This is a genomic window from Salmonella sp. A7 (assembly GCF_020181675.1).
Lineage (GTDB): Bacteria > Pseudomonadota > Gammaproteobacteria > Enterobacterales > Enterobacteriaceae > Salmonella > Salmonella enterica.
In genome coordinates this window covers 4,618,912-4,634,121 of the sequence record NZ_CP084001.1, presented here as the reverse complement: position 1 = coordinate 4,634,121, position 15,210 = coordinate 4,618,912, and the positions used below count along the sequence as shown (strand labels likewise).

Annotated in this window: 15 protein-coding genes; 1 reads left to right on the top strand and 14 read right to left on the bottom strand. The window is 52.8% G+C overall.

All coding sequences use genetic code 11. The annotated features are described in order from the left end of the window. Window positions 1–11 precede the first annotated feature (11 nt). The 12 genes from atpD to asnC form a co-directional block, all read right to left on the bottom strand. Window positions 12–1,394, bottom strand: coding sequence for a F0F1 ATP synthase subunit beta (gene atpD / locus LCS67_RS22435; protein WP_000190499.1), 1,383 nt, complete (start codon window positions 1,392–1,394; stop codon window positions 12–14). Between the two features lie 26 nt (window positions 1,395–1,420). Continuing rightward, window positions 1,421–2,284 carry a F0F1 ATP synthase subunit gamma gene (gene atpG / locus LCS67_RS22430; protein WP_000896506.1) on the bottom strand — a complete coding sequence of 288 codons (864 nt, stop codon included), beginning with the start codon at window positions 2,282–2,284 and terminating at the stop codon, window positions 1,421–1,423. 50 nt (window positions 2,285–2,334) lie between these two features. Then, a complete protein-coding gene (atpA, locus tag LCS67_RS22425; protein ID WP_001176751.1) occupies window positions 2,335–3,876 on the bottom strand; it encodes a F0F1 ATP synthase subunit alpha in 1,542 nt (513 codons plus the stop codon). Between the two features lie 12 nt (window positions 3,877–3,888). Beyond that, on the bottom strand, window positions 3,889–4,422 hold the full coding sequence (gene atpH / locus LCS67_RS22420; RefSeq protein WP_001288957.1) for a F0F1 ATP synthase subunit delta: 534 nt from the start codon (window positions 4,420–4,422) through the stop codon (window positions 3,889–3,891). A gap of 14 nt (window positions 4,423–4,436) precedes the next feature. Beyond that, the gene (atpF, locus tag LCS67_RS22415) at window positions 4,437–4,907 is read right to left on the bottom strand and encodes a F0F1 ATP synthase subunit B (protein ID WP_001052212.1); all 471 of its coding nucleotides are present in this window, start codon (window positions 4,905–4,907) and stop codon (window positions 4,437–4,439) included. 59 nt (window positions 4,908–4,966) lie between these two features. Then, a complete protein-coding gene (gene atpE, locus LCS67_RS22410; protein WP_000429386.1) occupies window positions 4,967–5,206 on the bottom strand; it encodes a F0F1 ATP synthase subunit C in 240 nt (79 codons plus the stop codon). A 46-nt stretch (window positions 5,207–5,252) separates the two neighbouring features. Further along, window positions 5,253–6,068 carry a F0F1 ATP synthase subunit A gene (gene atpB / locus LCS67_RS22405; protein WP_000135632.1) on the bottom strand — a complete coding sequence of 272 codons (816 nt, stop codon included), beginning with the start codon at window positions 6,066–6,068 and terminating at the stop codon, window positions 5,253–5,255. Between the two features lie 8 nt (window positions 6,069–6,076). After that, entirely contained in the window at window positions 6,077–6,457 is a 381-nt protein-coding gene (gene atpI, locus LCS67_RS22400) for a F0F1 ATP synthase subunit I (protein WP_000116685.1), read from the bottom strand. A gap of 615 nt (window positions 6,458–7,072) precedes the next feature. Next, entirely contained in the window at window positions 7,073–7,696 is a 624-nt protein-coding gene (gene rsmG, locus LCS67_RS22395) for a 16S rRNA (guanine(527)-N(7))-methyltransferase RsmG (protein ID WP_001614677.1), read from the bottom strand. A 102-nt stretch (window positions 7,697–7,798) separates the two neighbouring features. Then, window positions 7,799–9,688, bottom strand: a complete 1,890-nt coding sequence (mnmG, locus tag LCS67_RS22390) for a tRNA uridine-5-carboxymethylaminomethyl(34) synthesis enzyme MnmG (RefSeq protein WP_000499876.1) — start codon at window positions 9,686–9,688, stop codon at window positions 7,799–7,801. 378 nt (window positions 9,689–10,066) lie between these two features. Beyond that, entirely contained in the window at window positions 10,067–10,510 is a 444-nt protein-coding gene (gene mioC, locus LCS67_RS22385) for an FMN-binding protein MioC (RefSeq protein WP_001518982.1), read from the bottom strand. A gap of 89 nt (window positions 10,511–10,599) precedes the next feature. Further along, on the bottom strand, window positions 10,600–11,058 hold the full coding sequence (gene asnC, locus LCS67_RS22380; protein WP_000433016.1) for a transcriptional regulator AsnC: 459 nt from the start codon (window positions 11,056–11,058) through the stop codon (window positions 10,600–10,602). Between the two features lie 150 nt (window positions 11,059–11,208). Here asnC and asnA point away from each other — a divergent pair, with 150 nt between their 5' ends. Next, window positions 11,209–12,201 (top strand): aspartate--ammonia ligase, encoded by a 993-nt coding sequence (gene asnA, locus LCS67_RS22375; RefSeq protein ID WP_000845114.1) that lies wholly within the window; start codon window positions 11,209–11,211, stop codon window positions 12,199–12,201. Between the two features lie 4 nt (window positions 12,202–12,205). Here the strand turns inward: asnA and viaA are convergent, their stop codons facing one another. Both viaA and ravA read right to left on the bottom strand, forming a co-directional pair. Then, window positions 12,206–13,657 carry an ATPase RavA stimulator ViaA gene (viaA, locus tag LCS67_RS22370; RefSeq protein WP_000956580.1) on the bottom strand — a complete coding sequence of 484 codons (1,452 nt, stop codon included), beginning with the start codon at window positions 13,655–13,657 and terminating at the stop codon, window positions 12,206–12,208. Beyond that, complete coding sequence (gene ravA, locus LCS67_RS22365; RefSeq protein WP_000940987.1) at window positions 13,651–15,147, bottom strand: ATPase RavA; 1,497 nt, start codon at window positions 15,145–15,147, stop codon at window positions 13,651–13,653. The genes viaA and ravA overlap by 7 nt, the downstream gene beginning before the upstream one ends. Window positions 15,148–15,210: the final 63 nt, after the last annotated feature.

Sequence of the window (15,210 nt, the reverse complement as noted above, 5' to 3'; positions counted from 1 at the left end):
CGATTAAGGCGTTAAAGTTTTTTGGCTTTTTCCACGGCTTCGTCGATGGAACCGACCATGTAGAACGCCTGCTCCGGCAGGTGATCGTATTCGCCTTCCATGATGCCTTTAAAGCCACGGATGGTGTCTTTCAGGGAGACGTATTTGCCCGGAGAACCGGTAAATACTTCCGCCACGAAGAACGGCTGGGACAGGAAGCGCTGAATTTTACGCGCGCGAGCTACCACCAGTTTATCTTCTTCAGACAGTTCATCCATACCGAGGATGGCGATGATGTCTTTCAGTTCCTGATAACGCTGCAGGATGGACTGAACGCCACGCGCGGTGTCGTAGTGTTCCTGACCAACAACCAGCGGATCCAGCTGACGGCTGGTGGAGTCCAGCGGGTCAACGGCCGGGTAGATACCCAGAGATGCGATCTGACGGCTCAGTACCACGGTTGCATCTAAGTGCGCAAAGGTGGTGGCTGGAGACGGGTCAGTCAAGTCATCCGCCGGTACGTATACCGCCTGTACGGAGGTGATAGAACCGGTTTTGGTGGAGGTGATACGTTCCTGCAGAACGCCCATCTCTTCCGCCAGAGTCGGCTGGTAACCTACCGCGGAAGGCATACGGCCCAGCAGTGCGGATACTTCCGTACCGGCCAGGGTGTAACGATAGATGTTATCGACGAACAGCAGTACGTCACGACCTTCGTCACGGAATTTCTCCGCCATGGTCAGGCCGGTCAGTGCAACACGCAGACGGTTTCCCGGCGGCTCGTTCATCTGGCCATACACCAGGGATACTTTATCGATAACGTTGGAGTCGGTCATTTCGTGGTAGAAGTCGTTACCCTCACGAGTACGTTCACCTACGCCCGCAAACACAGAGTAACCGGAGTGCTCGATCGCGATGTTACGGATAAGCTCCATCATGTTTACGGTTTTACCTACACCCGCACCACCGAACAGACCGACTTTACCGCCCTTCGCGAACGGACACATCAGGTCGATAACTTTGATACCGGTTTCCAGCAGTTCCTGAGAGTTTGACAACTCTTCGTAGGAAGGCGCTGCGCGGTGAATCGCCCAACGCTCTTCTTCGCCGATCTCGCCTTTCATGTCGACCGGTTCGCCCAGGACGTTCATGATACGACCCAGCGTGGCTTTACCTACCGGGACTTCGATCGGGTGTTCGAGATCTTTTACATCCAGACCGCGACGCAGACCGTCAGAAGACCCCATCGCGATGGTACGCACGATACCGCCGCCAAGCTGCTGCTGAACTTCCAGCACCAGCTTCTCATTACCATTCTGCACCTCAAGGGCATCGTACACGCGTGGTACGGCATCCTGAGGGAACTCGACGTCGACCACGGCGCCGATTACCTGGACAATCTTTCCAGTAGCCATCTTAAATCCTCTACGAAATAACCTGGTTAAACCGCGGCGGCCCCCGAGACGATCTCGGTGAGTTCCTGAGTAATGCTGGCCTGACGAGCTTTGTTGTATACCAACTGCAGCTCTTTAATCAGGCTGCCGCCATTATCGGTTGCGGCTTTCATCGCCACCATTCGTGCGGCCTGCTCGCTGGCCAGGTTTTCTACCACGCCCTGATAAACCTGAGACTCCACATAACGACGCAGGAGAGTATCCAGCAGCGCTTTCGGGTCTGGTTCATACAGGTAATCCCAGGCTTTACGCTTCAGATCATCATCTTCTGACGCCGGCAGCGGCAGCAGTTGAGTGATCGTCGGCACCTGAGACATGGTGTTAATAAATTTGTTGCTGACAATGTAAAGCTTGTCCAGACGGCCTTCGTCGTAGGCCTGCAACATCACTTTAACCGGACCGATCAGTTCGGACAGAGAAGGGTTATCCCCCATACCTGTCACCTGAGCGACAACGTTGCCGCCTACGGAATTAAAGAATGACACGCCCTTAGAGCCGATCATTGCGAGTTCGCACTGAACGCCTTTATCGGACCATGCCTTCATATCCGCCAGCAGCTTTTTGAACAGGTTAATGTTCAAGCCACCGCACAAACCACGGTCGGTCGACACTACCAGGTAGCCCACGCGTTTAACGTCGCGCTCTTCCAGGTAGGGGTGCTTATATTCCAGATTACCGTTCGCAAGGTGACCAATCACTTTGCGCATGGTCTCTGCATAAGGACGGCTGGCCGCCATGCGATCCTGCGATTTACGCATTTTGGAAGCGGCGACCATCTCCATCGCTTTAGTGATCTTTTGCGTGTTCTGGACGCTTGCGATCTTACTACGTATCTCTTTTGCGCCGGCCATGAGCTTCTCCTCAATGCCTTACGGCCTGCCCTAAGGCAAGCCGCCAGACGTTACCAGGACTGGGTTGCTTTGAAGGAATCGAGGATGCCTTTCAGCTTGCCTTCGATTTCGTCGTTATAGCCACCGGACTGGTTGATCTCTTGCATCAGCGGAGCGTGATCACGGTCGACGTAAGCCAGCAGTGCGGCTTCGAAGCTACCGATTTTCGCCAGTTCGACATCCGCCAGATAACCACGTTCTGCTGCGAACAGAACCAGAGACTGCTGCGCGACGGACATCGGCGCATACTGTTTCTGTTTCAGCAGTTCGGTCACTTTCTGACCGTGGTCAAGCTGTTTACGGGTGGCATCGTCAAGGTCGGATGCAAACTGAGAGAACGCCGCCAGTTCACGATACTGCGCCAGCGCGGTACGAATACCACCGGACAGTTTTTTCATGATCTTGGTCTGGGCTGCGCCACCTACACGGGATACCGAGATACCCGGGTTAACCGCAGGACGAATACCGGCGTTAAACAGGTTAGATTCCAGGAAGATCTGACCATCGGTAATGGAAATTACGTTGGTCGGAACGAACGCGGAAACGTCACCTGCCTGCGTTTCGATAATCGGCAGCGCGGTCAGAGAGCCGGTTTTCCCTTTCACTTCACCTTTGGTGAAGGCTTCGACGTAGTCGGCGTTAACACGCGCAGCACGCTCCAGCAGACGAGAGTGGAGGTAGAATACGTCGCCCGGGAATGCTTCACGTCCTGGCGGACGACGGAGCAGCAGGGAGATCTGACGGTAAGCAACAGCCTGTTTAGACAGGTCATCGTAAATGATCAGCGCATCTTCGCCGCGGTCGCGGAAGTATTCGCCCATTGCGCAACCGGCATACGGCGCCAGATATTGCAGCGCAGCGGATTCGGACGCGGTCGCCACCACAACGATGGTGTTAGCCAGCGCGCCGTGTTCTTCCAGTTTACGCACCACGTTAGAGATGGTGGACGCTTTCTGGCCGATTGCAACGTAAATACATTTAATGCCGGAGTCGCGCTGGTTGATGATGGCATCGATAGCCAGCGCGGTTTTACCGGTCTGACGGTCACCGATGATCAGTTCACGCTGACCACGACCGATTGGGATCATGGAGTCAACGGCTTTATAGCCGGTCTGCACCGGCTGATCGACAGACTGACGATCGATAACGCCCGGCGCAATCGCTTCAACGGCAGAGAAGCCGTCATTATCAACCGGACCTTTACCGTCGATTGGCGCACCCAGGGTGTTTACCACACGTCCCAGCAGGCCGCGGCCAACCGGAACTTCCAGAATACGACCCGTACATTTAACCTTCATGCCTTCGGCAAGGTCAGCGTATGGACCCATGACTACCGCACCCACGGAGTCGCGCTCCAGGTTCAGTGCGATAGCGTAACGGTTACCCGGCAGGGAGATCATTTCACCCTGCATACAATCGGCCAGGCCGTGAATGCGGATAACACCGTCACTGACAGAAACAATAGTACCTTCGTTGTGAGCTTCGCTCACCACATTGAACTGAGCAATGCGCTGCTTGATCAGTTCGCTGATTTCGGTGGAATTCAGTTGCATGCTCCAGTCCCCTTAAGACTGCAAGACGTCTGCAAGGCGCTCAAGACGGCCGCGTACGCTGCCATCAATGACCATATCACCCGCCCGGATGATAACGCCTGCCATTACAGACTTATCGATTTTGCAATTCAGCTTCACTTTGCGTGACAGACGTTTTTCCATCGCGGCGCTGATTTTCGAAAGCTGCTCTTCACTCAATGCGGTTGCCGACGTAACTTCTACCTCGGAGGTAGCTTCACTGGCGGCACGCAGATGAATAAACTGCTCCAGAACATCCGGGAGCGCGTTCAGACGATTATTTTCAGCCATCACCCGAATCAGGTTCTGACCGTTTTCGTCTAACTGCTCACCGCAGACTGCGATAAACGACTCAGCGAGCGTTTCCGGCGCCAGCGCGCCAGAGAGAAGCTCTGCCATTTGTTCGTTCTTGGTTACCTCGGCGGCAAACGCCAGCATATCCTGCCAGCGCTCTACACTTTGGTGTTCAACGGCAAAGTCAAAAGCTGCTTTGGCGTAGGGGCGAGCTACCGTAACAAATTCAGACATCAGCCCCTCCCTCCTTACAGTTCAGCGACAAGTTTATCCACGATGTCGCTGTTAGCAGCTTCATCCACGGAACGTTCGATGATCTTCTCGGCGCCAGCAACAGCCAGGATAGCAACTTGCTTACGCAGCTCTTCACGGGCGCGTTTACGCTCGGCTTCAATTTCCGCCTGCGCCTGCGCCACGATTTTAGTACGTTCCTGCTCTGCTTCAGTTTTGGCTTCGTCCAGGATCTGAGCGCGGCGTTTGTTTGCCTGCTCGATGATTACCTGAGCTTCCGCTTTCGCTTTTTTCAGCTGGTCGGTCGCGCTGGCCTTTGCAAGGTCAAGATCCTTATGTGCTCGTTCAGCAGAAGCGAGACCGTCAGCAATTTCTTTCTGACGTTTCTCGATGGCTGCCATTAACGGCGGCCATACGTACTTCATGCAAAACCAGACAAAGAGAATAAACGCGATGGCCTGGCCGAGGATTGTTGCGTTAAGATTCACAGCACAATGCCTCTATCTAGTTAACCTTCTGATATTGCTCTTAATTCAAGCAACGCTTACTACGCGACAGCGAACATCACGTACAGACCCAGACCTACAGCGATCATCGGGATAGCATCCACCAGACCCATAACGATAAAGAACTGAGTACGCAGCAGAGGAATCAGATCAGGTTGACGCGCCGCGCCTTCCAGGAATTTACCCCCGAGGATGCCGATACCGATCGCAGCACCGATTGCCGCCAGACCCATCATCACAGCGGCAGCCATGTACAGCAGATCCATATTCAGGTTTTCCATGACAGTCTCCAGTTTGTTTCAGTTAAAACGTAGTAGTGTTGGTAAATTAATGCTCTTCGGACGCCATCGACAGATAGACAATCGTCAGAACCATGAAAATGAAGGCTTGCAGCGTAATAATCAGGATGTGGAAAATGGCCCACGGCACATTCAGAATCCACTGTGACCACCACGGCAACAGACCAGCAATCAGAATGAAAATCAGCTCACCGGCATACATGTTGCCGAACAGTCGCAGACCGAGAGAAACCGGTTTGGACAGCAGACTTACCCCTTCAAGGATTAAGTTGACAGGAATGAACGCCCAGTGATTGAACGGCTGCAGCGTCAACTCTTTAGCGAAGCCGCCGATGCCTTTCATTTTGATGCTGTAGAACAGAATAAGGATGAATACGCCCAGCGCCATCGACAGGGTGATGTTGACGTCAGCAGACGGCACCACGCGCGTTGCCGGCAGACCCAGCCAATGCTCAGCGATATACGGCAGCAGGTCGATAGGCAGTAAGTCCATCAGGTTCATAAGGAATACCCAGACGAAAATCGTCAGGGCCAGCGGCGCAATCAGCTTGCTTTTGCCATGGTACATGTCTTTGACGCTGCCATGAACGAAGCCGACTATCAGCTCAATCGCGGTCTGAAACTTGCCTGGCACGCCGCTGGTCGCTTTTTTAGCAACGCTACGGAACATCACCAGAAACAACAGACCCAGCACCACCGAGAAGAACATGGAGTCAATATTGAGCGTCCAGAAGGTGGCTGGGGGGTTCTGCGGATCCACCAGCGAGAAAGTACGCAGGTCCAGCTGAAGGTTATTCAGATGGTGTCCTATGTATTCCTGCGGCGTCATATTTTCTGAAGCCATGATGCCTTTTACCCTTTGTTGTTAATTACAGCCGGCGCCAGTATCTGAACCACCAGCACCAAAACCCACGTAACGATCAGCGGCAAAAACACCGCCTTTAAAACCGCCAACGCCACCACCAGTAAAACCAGCATCGCTAACACCTTGAAGGCTTCACCGAAGGCGAAAGTCCAGGACACGCGGCCCTTAGCAGGTGTATGCGCCTGGTGACGCCAGGCAAATATCATAAACAACATATTAGGCAGTGCCACTGCCAATCCCCCACATACTGCGGAGATGCCCCAGAAGGGGTCTTTGAGGCAAAACAGCAATCCACTTGCTATTACCGCCAGAAACTGAATGAACAGAAGCTTACGAGCAACGTTTCGACTCACGAGCGACACAGACATCACGTTTTTACTCCTGCTCACTTCGAGGTATGCCGCGTGTCGTATAAAACGTTCTTTAAGACTTAGAGTCAAGCATCAAAAAGCGGTCAAATTATACGGTGCGCCCCCGTGATTTCAAACAATAAGTAGCCAAAAGGTGAATAAATGTTTAAATATTTTTCTCTGGCCCGCATTTTTAACTTTTAGCCAAAGTGTGAACGATCGTACAAAACTGCAAATAGCGCGAAAACACTGGCGATAAAGCGTGCACCAGATCACACATTAAACATATTCATGCTTACGCAATTCATTTACGTGTCAATTCATGCCTTTTCATCTTTTTGATATTTAAGCGTAAAACCAGGTACTGTTTTAAAAATACCAGCTTACACCTTAAAAACGCCCCATTGACATTTATAATAAAAATTTAACAAGCAAAAGTGATTTTTCGATTCGATTTTTAGCAGACTGATATTTACAAAGTTGATTACTCTCTGTTTTAACAAAAGAAGCGACGTTGTCATGTTGAAACGAAACCGTAAATCCAGAGTTAAATGTAACAACGCTGAAATGCGTTATACCTGTCGATTTTTAACACAAGCCGCGTCGTTTTTTTTCTATTTTTTTTGATAAAAATTAAACTTTGTTTGACTTAATAATCACCAGATGCCGCTCGCCTTCCAGATGCGGAACGCGTAATTTTTCAACAGATTCGACGCTAAAATCGTCAGGTAGTGAGGCAATTTCATCCCCTGGCAATTGCCCTTTTAAGGCATAAAAACGCCCTTTCTCTCCCGGCAGATGATGACACCAGCTCACCATATCATTCAACGATGCGAAAGCGCGGCTGATAACGCCATCAAACGGCGGTTCGGAGGGATAGGCTTCAACGCGGCTTTGAACCGGCGTGATGTTTTCCAGTTTCAGTTCGTGCTGGACCTGACGCAGAAAACGTACCCGCTTGCCCAGGCTGTCGAGTAAGGTGAAATGCGCGTCAGGGAGAACAATAGCCAGCGGGATGCCCGGCAGCCCCGGTCCTGTTCCTACATCGATAAAACGCTGTCCCTGAAGATACGGCGCAACGACTATGCTGTCGAGAATATGGCGTACCAACATTTCGTTGGGATCCCGCACTGACGTCAGGTTGTATGCTTTGTTCCATTTGTGCAGCATATCAACGTAGGCGACCAGCAGCGTTTTCTGGTGATCGGTAAGAGAAATACCGGCATCAGCCAGCAGACGAGAGAGTTTGTTGAGCACGGTCATTACCTGTTAATAATCAAATGCCCGATGCGCTTTCGCTTATCGGGCCTACAAATTTGTAGGGCGGGCAAGCGAAGCGCCCCCGCCAAATTAGTGTTATCAAGCGCTACGACGCAGCATACCTTGTTTTTTCAGCCATACCAGCAGAATGGAGATTGCCGCTGGCGTAACGCCGGAGATACGCGATGCCTGGCCGATAGACGCCGGTTTATGATCGTTCAGCTTGGCGATAACTTCGTTCGACAGACCGGAAACCTGACGATAATCCAGCGTGGCAGGCAGCAACGTATTCTCGTTACGTAGTTGTTTTTCAATCTCATCCTGCTGGCGAGCGATATACCCTTCGTATTTGACCTGGATTTCCACCTGCTCAGCGGCTTGCTCATCTTCAAGCGCAGGCGCGAATGCGGCAAGCGAAGTGAGCTGCGCGTAGGTCATTTCCGGACGACGCAACAGATCTTCGCCGCTGGCCTCACGGGAGAGAGGCGTGGTCAAATGCGCATTCACTTCATCGGCGGATTCCGCAGACGGCGTTACCCATGTCGATTTCAGCCGCTGACGTTCGCGTTCGATATTTTCCAGCTTCTCGTTGAAGCGCTCCCAGCGTTCATCATCCACCAGACCCAGCTCGCGGCCCATTTCGGTCAAACGCAGATCGGCGTTGTCCTCACGCAGCATCAGGCGATATTCGGCGCGGGAGGTAAACATGCGATACGGCTCTTTGGTGCCCAGCGTACAGAGATCGTCCACCAGCACGCCGAGATAAGCCTGAGAACGCGCAGGCGCCCAGCCCTCTTTGTCGGCGGAAAGACGCGCGGCATTCAGACCAGCGAGCAAGCCCTGCGCCGCAGCCTCTTCATAGCCGGTAGTACCGTTGATTTGACCAGCAAAGAACAGGCCGTGAATAAATTTACTTTCCAGTGTCGGTTTCAGATCGCGCGGGTCGAAGAAATCGTACTCAATCGCGTAACCAGGGCGAACGATCTTCGCGTTCTCCATACCCTGCATGGAACGGACAATCTGCATCTGCACGTCAAACGGCAGGCTGGTGGAGATACCGTTAGGGTAAATCTCGTTAGAGGTCAGTCCTTCCGGCTCAAGAAAGATCTGATGCTGGTTACGATCGGCAAAACGCATCACCTTGTCTTCGATCGAAGGACAGTAGCGTGGGCCGATCCCTTCGATCACGCCAGCGTACATTGGGCTACGATCGAGGTTATTACGAATCACGTCATGGGTTTTCTCATTGGTATGCGTGATGTAACACGGCACCTGTTGCGGATGCTGAGAAGCATTCCCCATAAACGAGAAAACCGGCATCGGGTTATCGCCATGCTGTTGAGCCAACACGCTGAAATCGATAGTACGCGCATCAATACGCGGCGGTGTGCCGGTTTTCAGGCGACTGACGCGTAGCGGAAGCTCACGCAGACGGCGAGATAGCGGGATGGATGGCGGATCGCCAGCACGACCGCCGCTGTAGTTATCCAGACCAATATGAATTTTGCCGTCCAGGAAGGTTCCGACGGTCAGCACCACCGCTTTCGCGCGGAATTTGAGCCCCATTTGGGTCACAGCGCCGACAACGCGATCGTTTTCGACAATCAGATCTTCAACCGCTTGCTGGAAGATCATCAGGTTCGGCTGGTTCTCCAGCGCGGTACGCACCGCCTGGCGATATAAGACTCGATCCGCCTGAGCCCGGGTAGCGCGAACGGCCGGACCTTTGCTGGCGTTTAGTATCCTAAACTGAATACCTGCCTGATCAATCGCTTTCGCCATCAGACCGCCGAGCGCATCCACCTCTTTTACCAGATGTCCCTTTCCAATACCGCCGATCGCCGGGTTGCAGCTCATCTGTCCCAACGTGTCAATATTGTGTGTCAAAAGCAGAGTCTGTTGACCCATACGCGCCGCGGCCATCGCGGCCTCAGTGCCTGCATGACCCCCGCCAATAATAATGACGTCAAAAGGATCCTGATAAAACATGGTAATTGCCTCGCATAACGCGGTGTGAAAATGGATTGAAGCCCGGGCGGTGGATTCTACTCAACTTTAGCCGATGGAGAAAGCCCCGGGATCCGGGCTATTAAAAAGAAGATCTTTTTATTTAGAGATCTGTTCTATTGTGATCTCTTATTAGGATCGCGCCAGGCTGTGGATAACCCGGATCCTGTAATAAAGATCAATGCGTTGGAAAGGATCACTAGCTGTGAATGATCGGTGATCGTGGTCCGTATAAGCTGGGATCAAAACGGGTGCTTATACACAACTCAAAAAGTGAACAACGGTTATTCTTTGGATAACTACCGGTTGATCCAAGCTTTCCACCAGATTTATCCACAATGGATCGCACGATCTTTACACTTATTTGAGTAAATTAATCCAGGATCCGAGCCAAATCTCCGCTGGATCTTCCGGAATCTCATGTTCAAGGATGTTGATCTTCAGTGTTTCCCCAACCTGTTTTGCGCCAGCGTCTTTCAGTTCCGCTTCTATTTTCTCAATCGCGCCGCAAAACGTGTCGTATTCTCGACTACCAATGCCAATTGCGCCGAAACGTACCGCGGAAAGATCGGGTTTCTGCGTCTGAAGGTCTTCATAGAAAGGGGTCAGGTTGTCCGGAATGTCTCCGGCACCGTGCGTTGAGCTGATTATCAGCCAGATCCCGGAAGTTGACAGATCCTCTAATAACGGACCGTGCACCGTTTCGGTTGAAAAACCGGCAGCTTCCAGCTTTTCCGCCAGATGTTCCGCGACGTATTCGGCGCCGCCCAGGGTGCTGCCGCTGATAAGAGTAATGTCTGCCATTGATCGCTCGCTCAGGTAAAGAGGCTGCATTGTACTCTGTGAACGAGCTGGGATCTACCTGTGGAAAAATGTGGGATTAAAAAAGCCGATCATGGCTTGATGGTGCGCATGATCGGGTTCTGCAAGACGATCAGTGTCTCAGTGGACTGAATTTCATCAATTGTTTGGATCTTGTTGATAAGTACGTGCTGAAGCGCGTCGATTGATTTGCACATCACTTTTATAAAGATGCTGTAGTGACCGGTGGTGTAATACGCTTCCGTCACTTCATCCAGGCTTTCCAGCCGGGCCAGTGCGGAGGGATAGTCTTTGGCGCTTTTGAGAATGATGCCAATAAAGCAGCCCACATCGTAGCCCAGCTGTTTGGGGCTGACGTCAATCCGTGCGCCAGTAATAATCCCGGCCTGCTTCATTTTCTCGACGCGAACGTGAATGGTTCCAGGGCTAACGCCAAATTGTTTGGCCAGTTCGGCGTAGGCGGTGCGGGCATTTTCCATTAAGGCGTCAAGTATGCCGCGGTCCAGATTGTCGATCTGATAATTTTCCATCGCTTTTTCTTATGCAGATTAATGATTATCTCTATTTTAGCCATTATTTTTAACGAATCAAAATCGAAGTTAGCTTTTTATCTGTTGATTATTGAATAGTGCTCTCGTTTTGTTGCTTAATCATAGGCAACAGGACGCAGGAGTAAAAAAATGAAAACCGCTTACATTGCCAAACAACGTCAAATTAGCTTCGTGAAATCACATTTCTCTCGCCAGCTGGAGGAGCGTCTGGGTCTGATTGAGGTCCAGGCGCCGATCCTGAGTCGCGTAGGGGATGGTACGCAGGATAATTTGTCCGGCTGTGAAAAAGCGGTGCAGGTAAAAGTGAAAGCGTTGCCTGACGCCCAGTTCGAAGTGGTGCATTCACTGGCGAAGTGGAAACGTCAAACCCTGGGGCAACATGACTTCAGCGCGGGCGAAGGGCTGTACACGCACATGAAAGCCCTTCGCCCCGATGAAGACCGACTCTCTCCGCTCCACTCGGTCTATGTGGATCAGTGGGACTGGGAGCGTGTCATGGGCGATGGCGAGCGCCAATTTTCCACCCTGAAAAGCACAGTAGAGGCTATATGGGCAGGAATTAAAGCTACCGAAGCCGCGGTCAGTAAAGAGTTTGGTCTGGCGCCGTTCCTGCCGGATCAGATCCATTTTGTTCACAGTCAGGAACTGCTGGCGCGTTTCCCGGATCTGGATGCGAAAGGGCGCGAACGCGCGATCGCCAAAGAACTTGGCGCCGTTTTCCTGGTGGGGATCGGCGGTAAACTGAGCGATGGCCACCGCCATGATGTACGCGCGCCGGATTATGATGACTGGAGCTCCGCATCTGAGCTGGGCTACGCCGGTCTGAACGGCGATATCCTGGTGTGGAACCCGGTGCTGGAAGATGCGTTTGAGCTTTCCTCTATGGGTATCCGCGTAGATGCCGATACGCTGATGCGCCAGCTGGCGTTGACCGGTGATGAAGATCGTCTGCAACTGGAGTGGCATCAGGCGCTGCTGCGCGGCGAAATGCCGCAGACCATCGGCGGCGGGATTGGGCAGTCGCGTCTGACGATGTTGCTGCTGCAATTGCCGCATATTGGTCAGGTGCAGTGCGGCGTATGGCCCGCGCAGGTTCGCGAAAGCATTCCTGCTATTTTATAAGCCGTTAGCGCCGCCAGCGTCTCAGCAGGCGGCTTCGCATCCCGGTGTCAAAGCGCCAGATATGATCGAAAATGCGCATGATGCCGGGTTTGCCGTGCGCCGACATCGCCACCGCATGGAATCGATGCTGGTGAAGACGCTGCAACTCTCCTACTTTGCTCACCACGTCATCCGGCAAGCGCTGGGCGATAAAATCTGAAATGACCACCGCATCGGCATCAAACCATTCCCGTCCCTGCATTCTTTCAATAATGGCGCGAAAACAGCTGGCGATATCCGTGCCGCCGCGAAAACGTTGACTTAAAAAGCGGATGGCTTGCTCAATACCTTCCGGGCCGGAGAGTTCATAACGCACAACGTCAGTGGAAAACAGCATAATAAAGCAGCGGCGGTTATCCGCCAGCGCAACGCGCATCAACGCCAGGCAGAACGCTTTTGCGCACTGCTCGTTAAATCCTCCCATCGAGCCTGAAGTATCGACGCAGACAATAAACGGTCCGCGCGGCTGCTCGTCGACATCCTGGTGTACTACCGGCCGTTCGGTCACTTTCTCACGCCACGCTTCGCCATGCAGGCGATAGGTGAGGAGCTGTTTTTCCACTAACCGGCGGTAAAATTCATATTCCAGCTCGGTGATGCCGAGCGTCGCCAGCTCTGGCGGCAACAGGCGCAGAATATCATCGCCTTGCTGAATACCGTCAACCTGCTCCGGCACCGTAGCGGGTTCGCGTACCAGTGTACGAAAGGTTTCCATCGGCGCGTCTTTTTTCGGTACCGATTTGGCTTCCCGCGAACGTCCCAGTTGTTCCGCCAGTTGCATTAGCTCCGGCTGGGCGGCGAGAAATTCGCCGTATTTGACGATCAGTTGATAATCACCACGTTTAAGCTGGCCCGCGCTCATATCCCACAGGCGGCCTGCGGCATTATCATTTTCCGCTAGCGTCGGTTCCAGTTGCCCGCTCAACGTCATCCGTTCCTGAACGTCACTCAGCAACTGCTCGCGCTCTTCTTCCAGTAGTTGCTGGTTTAACGTGGTGGCCTGCACCACCAGACTTAACCGCCAGCGTTGCAAAAAAAGCGTGTGTAGCGCAGGGGTAAAGGTACTGTTGCTCTCCGTCAACTGCTTCGCCTGCGCGGCATACGGTGAATGCAGGCGGTGAAGCAACGCCAGTATTTGCGGCAGTTGCACGATGAACTGTGGTGTAGAGAGAAGCTGGCTTTGCTGATAACACATGACCTCTTCCATGAGTTCCGGCGGAACGTGTGCGTCTTTAAGACGGCTGCGTAGCGCTTCCCGCCAGCGCGGGAGATCGGCGGTCACGGCGTTTTTTAAACGCGGAAACTTTTCAAAGAAAATGACCAGCTGTGGGGAAGCCAGTAGCGCAAGGATCATCTCTTCGACCATTCCCTCTTCGCTGACGGCCAGCATGGTATTTAGCGTATCCAGCGTCAGCATTGTTGCGCCTGGCGGATCTGTTCTCCTACATCCTGCAGGCTGGCCTCAATGCGCCCTAACCAGTCGCTGTGAATAAACAGGCAATGTTGCTGCTCGCTGAAGCGGGTATGCTGCTGGCGCCAGTCGTTTTCTAACGTTTCCAGCTGCTGTTTGATCTCCGCAGGCATACTGTCTTCAGCCGCTCCCGGTAACGCCAGACGGGTACCTTGTAGACTGATGTCGCGCACCACCAAATGTTGAGCGTTATCGACTTCCATATTCAACGTTTGGGCAAAGCCGATCCCGTTCAGTTTGCCGCGGATCTCGCCGCCTTTGGTCAGCCAAAGTTCCAGCGCGCTGCGGTCAAAGGTAATATGGATCACTTCCATATCATGCAGTTTTAGCGGTTTTTGTAGCAATAACGTCAACGTTGACGCGCTGGCTTCCGGCGGTAAAGTGTAATGCGGGCGGCGGCTGAACATACCGCCTTCTTTAATGACGGTGAAGGCGGTTTTATCGCTTTGCTGTTGCTGCAACTGGAGGCGACGCTGGACGATACCGCCGAGGCGAGTCAGCATGGCCTGCTGCTGCCAGGCGTGTCCGGTCATCAATATTTCCAGTTGCTGTTGCATGAGATTCAGACTCTGCGCGTCATACCACAAGCAATCTTTTAGCAGGATAAGGTCAATCGGCGCAACCGCGTCGCGTCCGCTAAAGAAGGCGCTGGCCTGTAACAGGCGGATGGCTTTCTTCCAGCGACGGTCGGAGACATAAGGCGCATTCGGCAAATTATCCAGCTGTTGGCGCAGAGTAAATATCAGCTCAAAGACCGGATCAGGGAGTGAAATCGCGCCGATATCTTTTTGCCACTGTTGATATTCTTCGTCGCTAACCTGTAACGAGGCGGGGACCGGGTTATCGCTCTCATCCTGCTGACTAACCAGCATGGAGCGGAAATTGGCTTTATCCTGAACTTTATCCAGCCACAGGCGAATCAACATTCGGTCGTACAAGGCTTCCAGGCTGCTGTCCGCTTCGGGCAGTTCGTTAGAGGCCGCCACCAGCAGCCGCATCGGAATTTTTTCCTCAAATGCGCCGTTGCGGAAATGGCGTTCGTTAATGGCGGTCAGCAATGTGTTCAGGATAGCGGGCCCGGCTTTCCAGATTTCATCCAGAAAAACGATTTCGGCTTCGGGAAGGTAGCCGGTCGTTAAGCGTTCATAGCGACCTTCATCTTTCAGCGCCTGAATAGAGAGCGGGCCAAAAACCTCTTCCGGCGTGGAAAAGCGTGTCATCAGATATTCAAAAGCGCGGGCGCGCTGGAAAGCAAACTTCAGGCGGCGGGCAATCAGACTCTTGGCGATACCGGGCGGGCCCAACAAAAAGACGCTTTCACCGCTTAACGCCGCCAGTAGGCAAAGGCGTATGGCGTGACTACGTTCATACAGCCCCTTCTCAAGGGCGCTGCTCAGACGGGAAATTCTTTCCGCTAATAAATGTGGGTGAGCCATAATAAAGAGGCGTCCTTTCGACAAATGGATCATGCTAATTGCGAGTATAGACGTTTCACCACC